The following is a 12867-nucleotide window of genomic DNA, read 5'->3' as shown; positions in this document are numbered from 1 at the left end:
AACCCCCAGAGCGGATGACGGGATTCGAACCCGCGACCCTCACCTTGGCAAGGTGATGCGCTACCAGCTGCGCTACATCCGCACGCTCCCGGGGGCTTTCGGCCCTCGGGCTTGCGAGGAGAAACCATAGCCAGCACCTGCCGCATTCTCCAAATCGGCTCCGGCGAGCGGGTGCTCGCGCCGATCGTCGCCGCAACCCCGTTGTGCCGAGATCTGTAGTGCGACAAAGGATCAACCCCCCTCGACGGACTTGGCGCATGTAAACAACCACCCCGGGTAGCACGTGATTAGAAGCAATCACAAGGAGCTACTTTCATGACTACTGCACTACAGCCACGCGGAGGCGGTGGCGGCGCGGGTCGCCCGTCCTCGAGCAGTCTGGCCGAGGTGCTCGATACGATTCTCGACAAGGGACTCGTCATCGACGCGTTCGTGCGAGTGTCGTTGGTGGGTATCGAGATCCTGACCATCGACGCACGCGTCGTCGTCGCCTCGGTCGACACCTATCTGCGATTCGCCCAGGCCGTCAACCGCCTCGATATCGCCGCCGAGAAGCCCGGGCTACCCGATGTCATCAAGGACGCCGCCTCCGGTGGCAAGGCCTCCGCGGCCAAGGAAGCCATCGAGGAACAGGGCCAGAAACTGATGCAGGCCCTGGAAGGCAAGGGCGACAACAAGGACACCATCGAAGCGGTGGGGCAGAAGCTGCTCGGCGCCCTGACCTCCGGCCAGGAGCAGGAACAGGAAGCGGACAAGCCCAAGAGGACCACTAGCCGCCGGAAGACCCAATCATGACCGAACAGAAGGAAACAGACGCCAACACCGCCCTGCTCATCTACGGCATCGTGCCCGCGGGCACCGAACCGAAGGTCGAGGGCATCGGCGAGACGCCCGGCCCGGTCCGCATCGTGAGCCACGGTGATATCGCGGCACTGGTCAGCGAGATCCCCGTCGATCAGCCTCTCGATCGCGCCGAGGACCTCCAGGCATTCGCCCGTGTGGTCGACGGCCTGGTCACCGAAACCTCGGTCATCCCTTTGCGTTTCGGTGCCGCCCTGGAGAACCCGCAGGCCGTCGAGGATGGCCTGCTGGCCCCCAACGAGGGCCGTTTCCGCGCCGCCCTCGAGGAACTGAAGGGCCTCGCCGAATTTCTGGTGAAGGGCACTTACGTCGAGGAGACGGTGCTGCGCGAAGTACTGGAAGAGAATTCGGATGCGGCCGCCTTGCGCGAAACCATCCGTTCCTCCCCGCCCGAGCTGACCCGCGACTCCCAGATCGCCCTCGGCGAGATCATCAATGCGGAGATCGAGGCCAAGCGCGAGGCCGACGGCCAGCTGGTTGCGGACGCGCTGGGTCAGGTCACCCGGGATCTGACCGTGCGCCCGCCCACCCAGGAGCTCGAGGTCGTCGATATCGCCGTCCTGGTCGCGCTGGAGAAGCAGGAAGAGCTGCTAAAGGCCGTGAACGTCCTGGCCGAGCACTGGCAGGGCCGCGTCGAGATGCGCGTCGTAGGCCCGCTCGCCGCATGGGATTTCGTCGCCTTCGAAGGTGTCGAATGATCGGGACGCTGTTCACCCTGCCCTGGCTCCCGGTGCGCGGGGTGATCGCGTTGGCCCGTCTCCTCGCGGAGGAGGTCGACAAGGAGATGTACGGCATGCCCGCCATCCGTCGACAGCTCGACGAGCTGCAGCGGCGGCGGGCCGCCGGGGAACTGGCCGAGGAGGAATACCGGCAGGCGGAGCAGGAGGTACTCGCTCGGCTGATGAGCCGGAAGAAGGGCTGACCCATGACCGAACGGGCACGCAAGCCGTCCGGGGACAACGGACGCGCGGGCGCGATGGAGACCGCGGCCAGCGGCGTCCGGCACATCGCGGCGCTGACCGGACGAGAGGTGTTGAGCGCCACCGCGGTCCGGCCCAGTGACGCGGGCTGGACCGTCGAGGTCGAGGTGCTCGAGGACGCCCATATCCCGTCCTCGGCCGACATTCTCTCCATCTACGAACTCGAGCTGGACGAAGACGGAAACCTGCTGTCCTACCGTCGAATTCGACGCGGACGCCGCGCCACGATCGGAGACTCATGAGTGTGCCCTCCGGCATGTACTCCGGCCGCCAGCTCTCCCGGCCCGGCGGCTCGGAACCCACGAACCTCGGCGACATTCTCGAACGCGTCCTGGACAAGGGCATTGTCATCGCGGGCGATATTCGAGTGAACCTGCTGGATATCGAATTGCTCACCATCAAACTGCGTTTGGTGGTCGCGTCGCTGGAGACGGCGAAGCAGGTGGGCATCGATTGGTGGGAGCGCGACCCGTTCCTGCGCGGCGAACGAGCGCTACAAGGCGATGGCGAGGCCAAGGCGCTCGCGGCCTCCGACGAATTGCGTTCGGAGAACGAACGTTTGCGTGAGCGGATCAAGGAATTGGAGGAGCGCGGTGACAAGTGAGGCGCTGTGGGTCTACGCCGTGCGGCGCGCCGACACCGCGCTGCCGGAGCTGCCCGGAGTCGCGGGCGAGAAGCTCCGAACCGTCGGCGCGGCAGGGCTTTCCGCCGTCGTCGGCGCGGTACCGCTGCCGGATTTCGGGGTGGAATCGCTGGCGCGGCACCTCAATGACCTGGACTGGTTGGCCGCGACGGCCCGCACGCACAATGCCGTCATCGAGGCCGTGGCCTATGACAGCACCGCGATTCCGGTGCGGTTGGCGGTCATCTTCCGCGATGACGAGAGCGTGCGCGCCCTGCTCACCGAGCACCGCGACGAATTCGATGCCGCCCTCGACCTGGTGGAGGGGCGCGCGGAATGGGGCGTCAAAGCCTTCCTGCGCCGCCCGGCCGTCGCCGAACCGGCCGCCGCGCCGAGCTCCGGAGCGGACTATCTGCGTAGACGTCGAGAAGCCTTGCACCGCAATCGCACCGAACGCGAGATCGCCGAGAAGACGGCCGACGAGATCTACCACGCGCTGAGCCCCTTCGCGGTCGGCGCGCGCACACGCCCGGCCGTCGATCCCTCGCTGAGCGGTTTCGCCGAACCGATGCTGCTCAATGCCGCCTACCTCGTCGATGACGCCCGCAGCGGCGAATTCCTCTCCGCCGTAGCGGAACTGACCGCCGCGCACCCGGAGATCACGATCGAGCGCACCGGTCCGTGGCTGCCCTACTCGTTCGTCGGCGGCGTCGGCGATATCGCTGGAGACTTCGCATGACAGTGCACGATCTCGATCCGCTCGCCCGGCCCGCCATCGACCGGCCCACCTACGCCACCCGCGATGTGGCGCTGGTCGACCTCCTCGACCGCGTCTTGGCGGGCGGTGTCGTCATAGTCGGCGACATCACCATCTCCGTGGCGGATATCGACCTGGTCCATATCTCGCTGCGCACCCTCATCTCCTCGGTCGGCAGCCTCCTGAACGATGAGTGAACGCGAAACCCCCACGGGCCGACTGCATCTCGACACCGATACCGTCGAACGCGGTCTGGCGACACTGGTGCTGACCATTATCGAACTGCTGCGCCAGCTCATGGAGCGCCAGGCCATCCGGCGCATGGACGCGGGCGATCTCAGCGACGAGCAGATCGACCGGCTCGGCACCACGCTCATGCGACTGTCCGAGGCCATGGATGAACTGCGCGACCATTTCGGCTTGGACCCCGAGGACCTGAATATCGACCTGGGGCCGCTCGGACCGCTGCTTCCGCGCGATATGTAGTGCTGTTGTCCCGTAGGCGATTCGCCTACGGGACAACACATCAGCGCTCCCGACGCGCGGCCACCGCTTCGCGAGTCTCCTGCGCCACCAGGTCGGCATTGATCTGCGCCCCCGCCATGGCCCCTGCGGCGGCCGCAGCGCCCACCTGCGCGGAGAGATCGGTGAGGTTGCCCGCCGCCCACACCCCCGGCACCTCGGTGCGTCCGGTGGCGTCGGCGGGCAGGTAATCACCCATCCCCGAGGGGTGCTCGATCGGCTGCAAACCAAGTCCCGCAAGGAATTTCGCCCGCACCGTCATCCGCGAACCGACGGTCAGCGCCGAACGCGGTACCACGGTGCCATCGGCCAATCGCACACCGACAATGCGGTCATCGGCGATTTCCACGCCAGCGACCGTGGCTTCCACCACCTCGATGCCGCGCGCCGCCAACTCCTCGGCCTGCTCCGCGGTGGCGGGCGTACCGAAGAACGTCACATCGGAACTCAACTGGCGGAACAACATCGCCTGATGCACCGACATCGGCCCGGTCGCCAGCACGCCGATCGCCTCGTCGCGGATCTCCCAGCCGTGGCAGTAAGGGCAGTGCACCAGATCGCGGCCCCAGCGCTCCCGCAGGCCCGGAATATCGGGCAGCTCATCGACCAGGCCCGTGGTCAGCAACAGGCGACGCGCGCGCACGGACGCACCGTCGGCAAGGGTCACCACGAACCCATCGCCCTCCCGGCCCACCGTGGTCACCTCACCGGACACCACATGCCCGCCGTACCCGCGCACCTCGCCGCGCCCGCGCTCCAGCAACTCGCCCGGCGGCATGCCCTCACGGCCCAGCAGCCCGTGGATGCCGTCCGCCGGGGCATTGCGCGGCGCGCCCGCGTCGATCACCAGCACCGACCGGCGCGAGCGCGCCAACATGAGCGCACCGCTCAGCCCGGCCGCGCCGCCGCCGATCACCACCGCGTCGTACTCGTTCCGAATCTCTTCGGTCACCATGACCACCTCCTGCGCTCGACCATGCGCCCGCGACGGCGGTTCCGGCAATGTTCTTTGCCGAAATGGCAAACTGGAAGCCATGGACGACCTCGATCAGGCGCTCGACGCGGTGGGGCCGCGGCTGCGCGCCCTGCGCAAACAGCGCGACACCACCCTCTCCGAACTGTCCGACACCACGGGCATCTCGGTGAGCACCCTCTCGCGCCTGGAATCCGGGGCCCGCCGCCCCACCCTCGAACTGCTGCTGCCGTTGGCCAAGGCCCATCGCGTCACGCTCGACGAACTGGTCGGCGCGCCGCCCACCGGTGACCCGCGCGTGCACCTGCGGCCGGTGACCCATCACGGCATGACCATGGTTCCGCTCACCCGTCGCCCCGGCGGCGTCCAGGCCTACAAGCTCGTCATCAACCCCGACTCCACGCGCCGCGAACCCGATCCCAAGAGCCATGAGGGTTACGAATGGCTCTATGTCCTCAATGGCCGCCTCCGCATGGTCCTCGGCGAACACGATGTCGTTCTCGTCCCCGGTGAGGCGGCCGAATTCGATACCCGCGTGCCGCACTGGTTCGGCCCCGCCGACGACGAGCCGGTCGAATTTCTCAGCCTGTTCGGAAAACAAGGTGAGCGTGCCCATCTGCGTGCCCGTCCCGCCGCGAAATAGCCGCTGCGACAGGCTGATCGGAGTGTGACGCTGGACAGTCGCGGCAGGCCGGAGGAAGATCGACGGAGGAATCGCCGACGCTGAGGTCGCCCGATTCGAGACAACTCTCGACCCCCGGCACCTGGCCGCGCGATGGTCACCGTCGTCGATGTCGAGGCTCACGGGCCGATCTCGTCGGCCGCTGGATGAAGGCACGGTACTCCGCCTCGGAGGCGGGACATTCCGACCTAACCTAACTATTGCATTCATAGTGATGCATGCATATGGTGTGGAACGGTTCTGACAACGAGGAGGGTGACATGGGTGCCGGACACGATCACGGGCATGCGCACGGGCACGCGCACGGCGCGTCGCCCGAGAGCGACAAACGGTGGCTGAGCGGTGCGCTGGCGGTCATTGTCGTCTTCATGCTCGGCGAGGTCGTGGTCGGCGTGATCGCGGGCTCCCTGGCCCTGCTCTCCGATGCCGCGCACATGCTCACCGACGCGGCTTCGATCGTCTTGGCGCTGTGGGCGATTCGCCTGGCCGCCCGCCCCGCCGCCGGGCGCATGACGTTCGGGTGGAAGCGCGCGGAAATCCTCTCCGCGCAGGTGAACGGCCTGACGCTGCTACTCCTAGCCGGATGGTTGGCGTTCGAGGCGATCCGCCGCCTGTTCGAGCCGCCGGAGGTCGAGGGCACCCTGGTGCTGGTCACCGCGCTCATCGGCATCGTGGTGAATATCGCCGCGAGTTGGATGATCAGCCGCGCCAATCGCACCAGCCTCAATGTCGAGGGCGCGTTCCAGCACATTCTCAATGACCTGTTCGCGTTCATCGCGACCGCGGTCGCCGGTGCCATCATCATGCTCACCGGTTTCGCCCGCGCCGACTCCATCGCCTCGCTCATCGTGGTGGCGCTCATGATCAAGGCCGGTGTCGGGCTGGTGCGCGCCTCCACGCGCATCTTCCTGGAGGCCGCGCCCGCCAACCTCGACCCCACCGAGATCGGTCAGGCCATGGCCGCGGTGGATTCGGTCGTCGAGGTGCACGACCTGCACATCTGGGAGATCACCTCCGGCTCCCCGGCGCTGTCGGCGCACATTCTGGTGCAGCCCGGCCGCGACTGCCACACCGCCCGGACCGCGATCGCCGACATGCTGGCGACCGAGTACCACATCGACCACGCCACGTTGCAGGTCGATCACGCCGAACCCGCGGTGCTGCAAGTCGGTAAGCCGAATTCGGCGGCGCACTGCGAGGATTCGCACGGCCCGGCGCATCACAGTCCGGGTGCGCACTGATCCTGTTGTCACCAGCCGCCGTCGAAGAAAGCGGAGAGCGCGGGGGTCGGGTCCGCGGCGGTGCCCGTATTCGCCACCGCGACAACGATCATGGCGAGTGCGAACAATGCTGAGGCGATACCGAACGATGCGAGAACGCGTCGGGCACGGCTGTCGGACGCCTTCGCGAAGGTGATCCAGGACAGCGCGCTCGCGGCGATGAGAAGCACCGCGACGCAGGCGGCGATCACGGCCATGGCGGCGTGATACCGCGCGAAATCCTCGGTTATCACGTCGAGGACCGGTGTCTCCGCGTGGTCGGCGAGTCGCTGCCTGATCTGGCCGAGGGTGTCGGCGAGTTCCGTATCGGTTGGGCTGTCCACCACCATGGGAAGCAGCGACGAGAAGGGCGCCACCGCGCCTTGGATATTCGCCATCACCAGTAATGACGCGACGACCGCGAGCACCGACACCACCGTGCCGGAGGCCAGCAGCGCAGTGCCTCCCGCTCTCAGGAACGCCCGCCAGAGCACGACGGCGAGCGCGACGAGAGCCACCAGCAAGACCGCGGCGATGACCGCTTTGGCCAGGTGATAGCGCAACCAGAAATCGACTATCCGCTCCAGGCTCGGAGTGAAATCCCTACCCCCGGAACGCCAGTACTCGACGAAGGCCGGGCGCAGCGACGCCCGCAACTCGCTCTCGTCGGTGAAATCGCCACCCGCCAGAATGCGCGGCGCGTAGACGAAGGCGGCCGCCAGGAGAATGCTCAGTACGGCGAGCACGCGGGGGAGTGCGGCGGATCGCGGCGTGGCTGCGGTGCGGGGCAAGAGGGTTTCCTTCGGCTCGATGCGGACTGGCTGCGTGACAGTCGAATTCAACCAGCGCTCCCCATGCCACCGCACCCGTGCGCGCCGCGCTAGACCGTGATGCGCTTGAAGGTCGCGTCCGCCGCCAGTTTCGGTTCCTTGCTGTCCATGAACAAGTGGAAGTTGCGGTGCCGTATGAAGTGACCGGGGAAGTTGGTCGACTCGTAGGAGCGCCACCCCGCCTCGGGATCACCGCTCAGGCCGCGCCTGCGCCGGAAGGTCGAATCCTTGCGGAACAGCGACGACCGGTCGTCGGGTTCGAGGACCATACGGAAGTCCTTGTGGCGCAACAGTCGATCGGGGAAATTCTTCGACCGGAAACGAACGAGGGTGAATCCCTCGGCATCGGTTCCGGCGAATTCCTCTTCCCAGGCGAAGTCTTCGACGAAGCCGGGAGTGTTCAGCTTCATCAATTCGCCTTCGAAGTTCTGATGCCGAACGAAGAATTCGGGGAAATTGAACGATTGGAGTCGAATGGCCATGACGCGACCTCTTCGGTGAGAGCGGATGATCGGTGCGGACATGTCCGCCGTCCAATTCTGCGGCCGCGAGGGCACTCTGACGCGAGTAGTTCAGTACTCGAAAACCCCAGCTCAGAGCGGCAAAATACCTGCTTTCGGCGACGTCCGGTGTTTGTCGGTCCCGATGCTGGGTACAGAGGGAAGTGTGCCTTTTGGCACCGGCCGTGATCACTCCCATGGTTTTTCGGCTGGCCGACTTGTCACGAAGCTAGGAGGAATCACGCATATGTTGATGGTCACCCCCACCGCAATCGAGGCCGTTCGCACCATTACGTCCGCCGAAGGCACGCCGAGCGACGCCGGACTGCGGATATCCAGCAACGACGGAGCCGCCACCCTGTCCTTGGCGATCGTCGAGGGCCCCGCCGACCAGGACCAGGTTCTGGCGGTGGAAGGCACCCGCATCTTCCTCGACGAGCAGGTCGCGGGCTTTCTCGAGGACAAGGTCCTCGACACCGGCCTCGACCCCAACGGCCAGGGCACCTTCATCCTCGGCCAACAGGACGGCGACGCCCCGCTCGTCTGAGCTTCCCGGCGTGCGGTCCTGCGGAAACAGGCCGCAGGGCCGCACGACGTGGGCCCGGCGCTCGAGATAGGCCCCGTCATCGGCGCAGGGGCCGACCAGTACCTACCGTATGGTCGGTGGCGTCATGCTCACCTTCTTACTGGCGCTCGCGGGGTTCGCCCTGCTCGACTCCCTGCACGTGCTGAATATCGGCATCACGGCCGCCGTGGTGGTCGACAGCCGCCTGAGTCGCCGCTCACCCATCCCCGGAGCCGCGAGCTTCATCGCCGGAATCTTCGCCGTCACAACAGCTTTCGGCATCTGCACGGTACTCGGCCTGAGTTTCCTCACCGACCTCGTCGACTTCGACATCACGCCGACCATCCGCTATTGGGCAGAACTCGCGGTAGGCGCGATCCTGCTGCTCCTCGGCGCGATCCGACTCCCGACCACCGCGACGACCTCCATCCCGCCCTGGGCAGTAGAGGCCCGCCGCCGCCCGTTGCTCCTCGGCCTGATCGGAGCCGTCATAGGCCTAGGCCAAGCCCCCACCGCCGTCCCCTACCTGGCGGCCCTCGCGATGCTCACAGTCCGAGACCCCCGCCCACCCCTCTGGCCCCTGATCATCGCCGCCTACTGCCTGATCGCCCTCCTCCCCCCAATCCTGGTCCTCTACACCGCCACCCGAACCACCCCCCGAGCCCGCCACTTCTACCGCCGCTTCACCCAAGCCCTGACCCGCTTCGGCCCCCTCTCCGTCCGAATCCTCTTCCTACTCTTCGGCGCTGCCCTCGTCTTCGACGCCCTCCGCAACTACTCGTCGCTCTAGCGCGCCGACAAGGATCACCGCAAGGGTTCATTGAGGATCTTGAAAGCCCCCAGCGGTTCAATAGATCTCGGTTCGGTTGGAAAGCATTGAGCCCCAGAGGGATTCGCTCCGCTCGTCGGACGCGTCAGGGAGGTAAGAAGATGAAGTCGATCACCACGCGCATGAGCCTGACACTCGTGGGCGTTGCCGCCGCCGCGGTCCTGGCCGCCCCCGCCGCTCAGGCGGATTATCCACGAGGGGCATGTCTGGTGGTGGAGAACAACCGCTCGAAGGCCGTCGAGATCACGGTGAAGAACAGGCCGTACAGCGGGAAGAAATGGACCATCGACAAATTCACGCACTCGGTCCTCACCATGAACGGAAAGAAGATCACGAACCCGGACACCGGCTGGCTGATCAACGCTCCGCAGGGCGAATGGCGTTACGAGAGCGGCAAATACGCCGGACAGGGATGCAACGGCACATGGATCTTCCGACTCGCATGAGGCCCTGCGGCCACGCGTAAGGGGCGGAGATCGAGAAGGCGCACCCGAGCGCACCCGTTGCTCGGTTGAGGTAGATCCGCGACGCGAAGTAGGCTCGGGAAGAAGGGGAGTGCATGGCACCCGGCCACCGCGGCAGCCGCAATCGCGACGATCCGCAACCGCCGAGTTGAGGGCTACGCTCCGTGGTCGCGCCTCGCTCCGCCACTCTGCACCGCGAATCCCCTTATCGCTCTGGTTAACTCACCTGATGGGATGGGTAGAAAGATCGACGCGGATCCTTGCCGGACTCGGCGGAACAGTCGCTATCGGATTGGTCCCCTTACACGGCTTGGCGCTGCTCTTCGGCGTGTTCGGCGGCACACCCGACGAAGATCCTCAGCCCGCCGTTCAGAACGTCCTGCTCCTGATCAAATCGATTGTTGTCGTTGCCGCGGCTATCGCGCTGATAACCGGCGCGATAACAGGACAGACCACGGCGATCATCGGCGGCTGCTCGCTGTTCGTCCTGGATTTCGTTCTGCTGTCCATCTGGTATACGAATTTCCTCGTCGCGCCGGAAGACTTGCCCATCGACCACGGGACTTCTACGCCGACGTCGCCCGGGATCGCGCTGACAGCATGGGTGGTCTGGGTAGCCCTACCTGTCGTGACAACGCTGCTCGCCGCAGCGCGGGGACGTCGCAGTGTGAGTGCCTAACCACCGGATTGGCGCGGGAACCCCCGAAGACCGACGGGCTCATGCGATCTCGATCATCTGCAACGCGCGGAAATGCAGAATGCCATGCGTCCTGTCGGAGTGTCAGAGTTCGGACCATGCGACCCCGGACCACGGTGAGGTTCGTCCAGCTAGCAACTGGAGGTGGAAGTCGGGGCCGTCATGTGTCCGATCCTCCTCGGGATCGGCGAGTTGACTGATGGTGCAGATGTAATCGCCGTTCGGTAGTTCGATACCGGACCCGTATGTGTCCTTGTCGTCGTCCACGGCGGAGTCCGCGAACTGGGCAGCCATGCTGACGGTGTGCAAATTGACGACGACCAGCTCACCGCGCGTCACGGTGATGGGGCCGACGATTTGCCTGAGGATCGGCAGCTGCGGATCCACCGGCGAATCCGAAAGGTCGATCCGCCATCGCTCCTCGCCGCCGGTCCCCCAGAGCAGCATCGTTCGCCGCCGCATCTCTGATGCGACGCGCTCGAACAGCATCTCCAAGGCCCAGTCTTCGCCCACGAAAGACGTGTACGCGTGTGGGTCGACAAGGCCGAGATATCCCGAGTCATCGGTCATTTCGTCAATCCGATGCTGAAGCTGCGCCACGCGGTAGTCCTCCCGGATTGATCACCGAACCCTACCGGCACGACGCTCGGTCGAACACCGAGCTCATCTACCGGCCCCACCCTGCATGTATCAGGTCAGCAAGGCACTCTCGTGATCAGAGGTAGGTCTGCGGAAGGTCAACGGGCAGAGATCATCTCAGTGTCAACACGCCAGATGCTGATGAGCGACTGCTCAGACCGCGCCGGAGGAGCAGGTTGTGACGATCGCACCCGATGCGCGAAGCGCAATCGCTAGAACCTCCATTTCGACCCGGGTTCCACTGAGTCCCCTATTGTCGAGCTCCTCGGCCATCGCCCGGGCTTCGATGAGCGACAGCGCTCTGACCTTTCGAAGAGCATGCATCACGGCCGCTGGCGTGGCACTACCAGCGGCGAGCTGAAGATCGGTCGAGCCGTTGGTGCCCAAGATCGCCGCGCGCATCCCAGGCAGCGGGCTATCGTAGCCCCATTCGTTCCAGCGGAACCCACACGCTGTGCAATCACCCTCGATATCCCACTGATGTACACCGGCTGTGAGCACCTCGACGACCGTGACTTCTATCAGCGACTCGCATTTGAGGCATTCGGCCATATAGGGCGCGGATTCGAGCACGGTATTCACCTGTCGAATCCTAGATTCGACGCTCCCGCCAAGCCGGGCCGACGAACGATCTCACCATCGTCTTCGGGTCGCACATAACCATTCGATCTGCGCGTCAGTCCGGTAGCCAGTGCAGCTCGTGCGCCAGGGTTTTGGCGATAGTGCGGATGCGGCGGTGTGGGGGCGACTGCACGCGGGGGAGGACAAGGTGGATTGTTAGAGGGGGCGCGCCCCGCAGTGGTCGCCAGGCGAGACCGGCAGGTTGCGTCGAGACTGCGGCTTCACTGGTCGGGGCGAGGGTGCGGCCGTCGTGTAGGTCGTGTTGTGACATGTCGAAAGATGCTGGCCGCGTGTGGAATTGAGGGGTCGGCACAGTGTCACGGAACATTGCCGCCAGTTGATCGTGGATTACGGGGTTGGCCGTACGGTGGGGGAGTCGCACAGGGTACGCGGCAGCGGCGGCGATCTCGATCTCCGGGTGGTCGGCCAGTGGATGATGCTGTGCCAGTTGAACTCCGACGCGCAGACGCCGCAACGGGTATCGGCGCACGCCACGACCCGGCTGTTCACCGCGGGTGATACCCGCATCGAGGCGGCCGTCGGCGACAGCGGGGGATATCTCCGGTGTCGCCATCGGGACCGCGCTGACCTCGAGCCCCGGGCTGGCGCGAATGAGCCTGTCCACCAAGGCCGGTGCCGTCTCGGCCCCGGTGCTGATGCTGTACCCGATCCGCAGCGTGCCCAGCTCACCGGCCCCCGCACGCCGAGCGGTATCCCATGCCCGGTCCAGCGCCGCCAGCGCGGGCGGCGCGGACTCCGCCAAAGCCGCTCCAGCCGTGGTCAATTCGACGCTACGCGTGTTGCGAACCAGCAGACTCGTACCGAGTTCCGCCTCCAACCGACGCATTCGGGCGCTGAGCGCGGGCTGCGCGATACCGATCCGTGCGGCCGCGCGGGTGAAGTTCAACTCCTGCGCCAGCACCAGAAAGTACCGCAGGCTCACCGTATCCGGCGCCACATGCCCTCCCGGCCGATTGATAACGATCCGTTCTGAGTCTATCCCGTATCGGTCTTTCCCCCGACCACACATCGACCCCTAACCTGCGCATATGACGATTCAACACAC

At 65.8% G+C, this 12867-nt stretch carries 20 protein-coding genes and 1 tRNA gene; 14 read left to right on the top strand and 7 right to left on the bottom strand.

What is annotated here, in order from left to right:
• Nucleotides 1-9: 9 nt before the first annotated feature.
• A tRNA-Gly gene (locus ACIBH2_RS07030) sits at nucleotides 10-82 on the bottom strand.
• A gap of 233 nt (nucleotides 83-315) precedes the next feature.
• Here ACIBH2_RS07030 and gvpJ point away from each other — a divergent pair.
• The 8 genes from gvpJ to ACIBH2_RS06990 are packed head-to-tail and all read left to right on the top strand — an operon-like array spanning nucleotide 316 to nucleotide 3706.
• On the top strand, nucleotides 316-795 hold the full coding sequence (gene gvpJ / locus ACIBH2_RS07025; RefSeq protein ID WP_397114335.1) for a gas vesicle protein GvpJ: 480 nt from the start codon (nucleotides 316-318) through the stop codon (nucleotides 793-795).
• Complete coding sequence (locus ACIBH2_RS07020; protein ID WP_397114333.1) at nucleotides 792-1559, top strand: GvpL/GvpF family gas vesicle protein; 768 nt, start codon at nucleotides 792-794, stop codon at nucleotides 1557-1559. The genes gvpJ and ACIBH2_RS07020 overlap by 4 nt, the downstream gene beginning before the upstream one ends.
• Nucleotides 1556-1783 carry a gas vesicle protein GvpG gene (locus ACIBH2_RS07015; protein WP_397114331.1) on the top strand — a complete coding sequence of 76 codons (228 nt, stop codon included), beginning with the start codon at nucleotides 1556-1558 and terminating at the stop codon, nucleotides 1781-1783. Before ACIBH2_RS07020 ends, ACIBH2_RS07015 begins: the two co-directional genes overlap by 4 nt.
• 3 nt (nucleotides 1784-1786) lie before the next feature.
• Nucleotides 1787-2083, top strand: coding sequence for a gas vesicle protein GvpO (gvpO, locus tag ACIBH2_RS07010; protein WP_397114329.1), 297 nt, complete (start codon nucleotides 1787-1789; stop codon nucleotides 2081-2083).
• Nucleotides 2080-2445, top strand: a complete 366-nt coding sequence (locus tag ACIBH2_RS07005) for a gas vesicle protein (protein ID WP_397114327.1) — start codon at nucleotides 2080-2082, stop codon at nucleotides 2443-2445. Before gvpO ends, ACIBH2_RS07005 begins: the two co-directional genes overlap by 4 nt.
• Nucleotides 2435-3202, top strand: coding sequence for a GvpL/GvpF family gas vesicle protein (locus tag ACIBH2_RS07000; protein ID WP_397114325.1), 768 nt, complete (start codon nucleotides 2435-2437; stop codon nucleotides 3200-3202). Before ACIBH2_RS07005 ends, ACIBH2_RS07000 begins: the two co-directional genes overlap by 11 nt.
• Complete coding sequence (locus ACIBH2_RS06995) at nucleotides 3199-3417, top strand: gas vesicle protein (protein WP_397114323.1); 219 nt, start codon at nucleotides 3199-3201, stop codon at nucleotides 3415-3417. The genes ACIBH2_RS07000 and ACIBH2_RS06995 overlap by 4 nt, the downstream gene beginning before the upstream one ends.
• Nucleotides 3410-3706, top strand: coding sequence for a gas vesicle protein K (locus tag ACIBH2_RS06990; protein ID WP_397114321.1), 297 nt, complete (start codon nucleotides 3410-3412; stop codon nucleotides 3704-3706). Before ACIBH2_RS06995 ends, ACIBH2_RS06990 begins: the two co-directional genes overlap by 8 nt.
• 40 nt (nucleotides 3707-3746) lie before the next feature.
• On the opposite strand, the gene ACIBH2_RS06985 is transcribed toward ACIBH2_RS06990, so the two are convergent.
• Nucleotides 3747-4697 (bottom strand): NAD(P)/FAD-dependent oxidoreductase, encoded by a 951-nt coding sequence (locus ACIBH2_RS06985; RefSeq protein WP_397114319.1) that lies wholly within the window; start codon nucleotides 4695-4697, stop codon nucleotides 3747-3749.
• 79 nt (nucleotides 4698-4776) lie between these two features.
• On the opposite strand from ACIBH2_RS06985, the gene ACIBH2_RS06980 reads away from it, so the two are divergent.
• Nucleotides 4777-5358: a helix-turn-helix domain-containing protein gene (locus ACIBH2_RS06980; RefSeq protein WP_397114317.1), complete on the top strand. Its 582-nt coding sequence runs from the start codon at nucleotides 4777-4779 to the stop codon at nucleotides 5356-5358.
• Nucleotides 5359-5657: 299 nt separating this feature from the next.
• Nucleotides 5658-6638, top strand: a complete 981-nt coding sequence (locus ACIBH2_RS06975) for a cation diffusion facilitator family transporter (RefSeq protein ID WP_397114315.1) — start codon at nucleotides 5658-5660, stop codon at nucleotides 6636-6638.
• Between the two features lie 8 nt (nucleotides 6639-6646).
• Here ACIBH2_RS06975 and ACIBH2_RS06970 read toward each other — a convergent pair whose 3' ends face one another.
• Both ACIBH2_RS06970 and ACIBH2_RS06965 read right to left on the bottom strand, forming a co-directional pair.
• Nucleotides 6647-7447 carry a hypothetical protein gene (locus ACIBH2_RS06970; protein WP_397114313.1) on the bottom strand — a complete coding sequence of 267 codons (801 nt, stop codon included), beginning with the start codon at nucleotides 7445-7447 and terminating at the stop codon, nucleotides 6647-6649.
• An 89-nt stretch (nucleotides 7448-7536) separates the two neighbouring features.
• Complete coding sequence (locus ACIBH2_RS06965) at nucleotides 7537-7968, bottom strand: AbfB domain-containing protein (protein ID WP_397114311.1); 432 nt, start codon at nucleotides 7966-7968, stop codon at nucleotides 7537-7539.
• Nucleotides 7969-8233: 265 nt separating this feature from the next.
• On the opposite strand from ACIBH2_RS06965, the gene ACIBH2_RS06960 reads away from it, so the two are divergent.
• The 4 genes from ACIBH2_RS06960 to ACIBH2_RS06945 all read left to right on the top strand — a co-directional run bounded on the left by ACIBH2_RS06960 (nucleotide 8234) and on the right by ACIBH2_RS06945 (nucleotide 10523).
• The gene (locus tag ACIBH2_RS06960) at nucleotides 8234-8533 is read left to right on the top strand and encodes a hypothetical protein (protein ID WP_397114309.1); all 300 of its coding nucleotides are present in this window, start codon (nucleotides 8234-8236) and stop codon (nucleotides 8531-8533) included.
• A gap of 124 nt (nucleotides 8534-8657) precedes the next feature.
• Nucleotides 8658-9341, top strand: a complete 684-nt coding sequence (locus ACIBH2_RS06955) for a GAP family protein (protein WP_397114307.1) — start codon at nucleotides 8658-8660, stop codon at nucleotides 9339-9341.
• A 140-nt stretch (nucleotides 9342-9481) separates the two neighbouring features.
• Nucleotides 9482-9826: a hypothetical protein gene (locus ACIBH2_RS06950; protein ID WP_397114305.1), complete on the top strand. Its 345-nt coding sequence runs from the start codon at nucleotides 9482-9484 to the stop codon at nucleotides 9824-9826.
• Between the two features lie 328 nt (nucleotides 9827-10154).
• Nucleotides 10155-10523 carry a hypothetical protein gene (locus ACIBH2_RS06945; RefSeq protein ID WP_397114303.1) on the top strand — a complete coding sequence of 123 codons (369 nt, stop codon included), beginning with the start codon at nucleotides 10155-10157 and terminating at the stop codon, nucleotides 10521-10523.
• 102 nt (nucleotides 10524-10625) lie between these two features.
• Here the strand turns inward: ACIBH2_RS06945 and ACIBH2_RS06940 are convergent, their stop codons facing one another.
• From ACIBH2_RS06940 to ACIBH2_RS06930, 3 genes are all read right to left on the bottom strand, one after another.
• Entirely contained in the window at nucleotides 10626-11141 is a 516-nt protein-coding gene (locus ACIBH2_RS06940; protein WP_397114301.1) for a hypothetical protein, read from the bottom strand.
• A gap of 192 nt (nucleotides 11142-11333) precedes the next feature.
• Nucleotides 11334-11762, bottom strand: a complete 429-nt coding sequence (locus ACIBH2_RS06935) for a hypothetical protein (protein ID WP_397114299.1) — start codon at nucleotides 11760-11762, stop codon at nucleotides 11334-11336.
• Between the two features lie 94 nt (nucleotides 11763-11856).
• The gene (locus tag ACIBH2_RS06930; protein WP_397114297.1) at nucleotides 11857-12759 is read right to left on the bottom strand and encodes a LysR family transcriptional regulator; all 903 of its coding nucleotides are present in this window, start codon (nucleotides 12757-12759) and stop codon (nucleotides 11857-11859) included.
• Nucleotides 12760-12867: the final 108 nt, after the last annotated feature.

This window comes from Nocardia sp. NPDC050406 (assembly GCF_044459025.1).
GTDB lineage: Bacteria > Actinomycetota > Actinomycetes > Mycobacteriales > Mycobacteriaceae > Nocardia.
This window is presented reverse-complemented; position numbering and strand designations above follow the sequence as displayed.

What these genes read in the sequence shown, in the direction of transcription:
- ACIBH2_RS06965 (WP_397114311.1), bottom strand. Translation starts at nt 7,968, where the DNA reads ATGGCCATTCGACTCCAATCGTTCAATTTCCCCGAATTCTTCGTTCGG.
- gvpJ (WP_397114335.1), top strand. Translation starts at nt 316, where the DNA reads ATGACTACTGCACTACAGCCACGCGGAGGCGGTGGCGGCGCGGGTCGC.
- ACIBH2_RS06960 (WP_397114309.1), top strand. Translation starts at nt 8,234, where the DNA reads ATGTTGATGGTCACCCCCACCGCAATCGAGGCCGTTCGCACCATTACG.
- ACIBH2_RS06950 (WP_397114305.1), top strand. Translation starts at nt 9,482, where the DNA reads ATGAAGTCGATCACCACGCGCATGAGCCTGACACTCGTGGGCGTTGCC.
- ACIBH2_RS06955 (WP_397114307.1), top strand. Translation starts at nt 8,658, where the DNA reads ATGCTCACCTTCTTACTGGCGCTCGCGGGGTTCGCCCTGCTCGACTCC.
- ACIBH2_RS06990 (WP_397114321.1), top strand. Translation starts at nt 3,410, where the DNA reads ATGAGTGAACGCGAAACCCCCACGGGCCGACTGCATCTCGACACCGAT.
- ACIBH2_RS07005 (WP_397114327.1), top strand. Translation starts at nt 2,080, where the DNA reads ATGAGTGTGCCCTCCGGCATGTACTCCGGCCGCCAGCTCTCCCGGCCC.
- ACIBH2_RS07020 (WP_397114333.1), top strand. Translation starts at nt 792, where the DNA reads ATGACCGAACAGAAGGAAACAGACGCCAACACCGCCCTGCTCATCTAC.
- ACIBH2_RS06975 (WP_397114315.1), top strand. Translation starts at nt 5,658, where the DNA reads ATGGGTGCCGGACACGATCACGGGCATGCGCACGGGCACGCGCACGGC.
- ACIBH2_RS07015 (WP_397114331.1), top strand. Translation starts at nt 1,556, where the DNA reads ATGATCGGGACGCTGTTCACCCTGCCCTGGCTCCCGGTGCGCGGGGTG.
- ACIBH2_RS06995 (WP_397114323.1), top strand. Translation starts at nt 3,199, where the DNA reads ATGACAGTGCACGATCTCGATCCGCTCGCCCGGCCCGCCATCGACCGG.
- gvpO (WP_397114329.1), top strand. Translation starts at nt 1,787, where the DNA reads ATGACCGAACGGGCACGCAAGCCGTCCGGGGACAACGGACGCGCGGGC.
- ACIBH2_RS06980 (WP_397114317.1), top strand. Translation starts at nt 4,777, where the DNA reads ATGGACGACCTCGATCAGGCGCTCGACGCGGTGGGGCCGCGGCTGCGC.
- ACIBH2_RS06985 (WP_397114319.1), bottom strand. Translation starts at nt 4,697, where the DNA reads ATGGTGACCGAAGAGATTCGGAACGAGTACGACGCGGTGGTGATCGGC.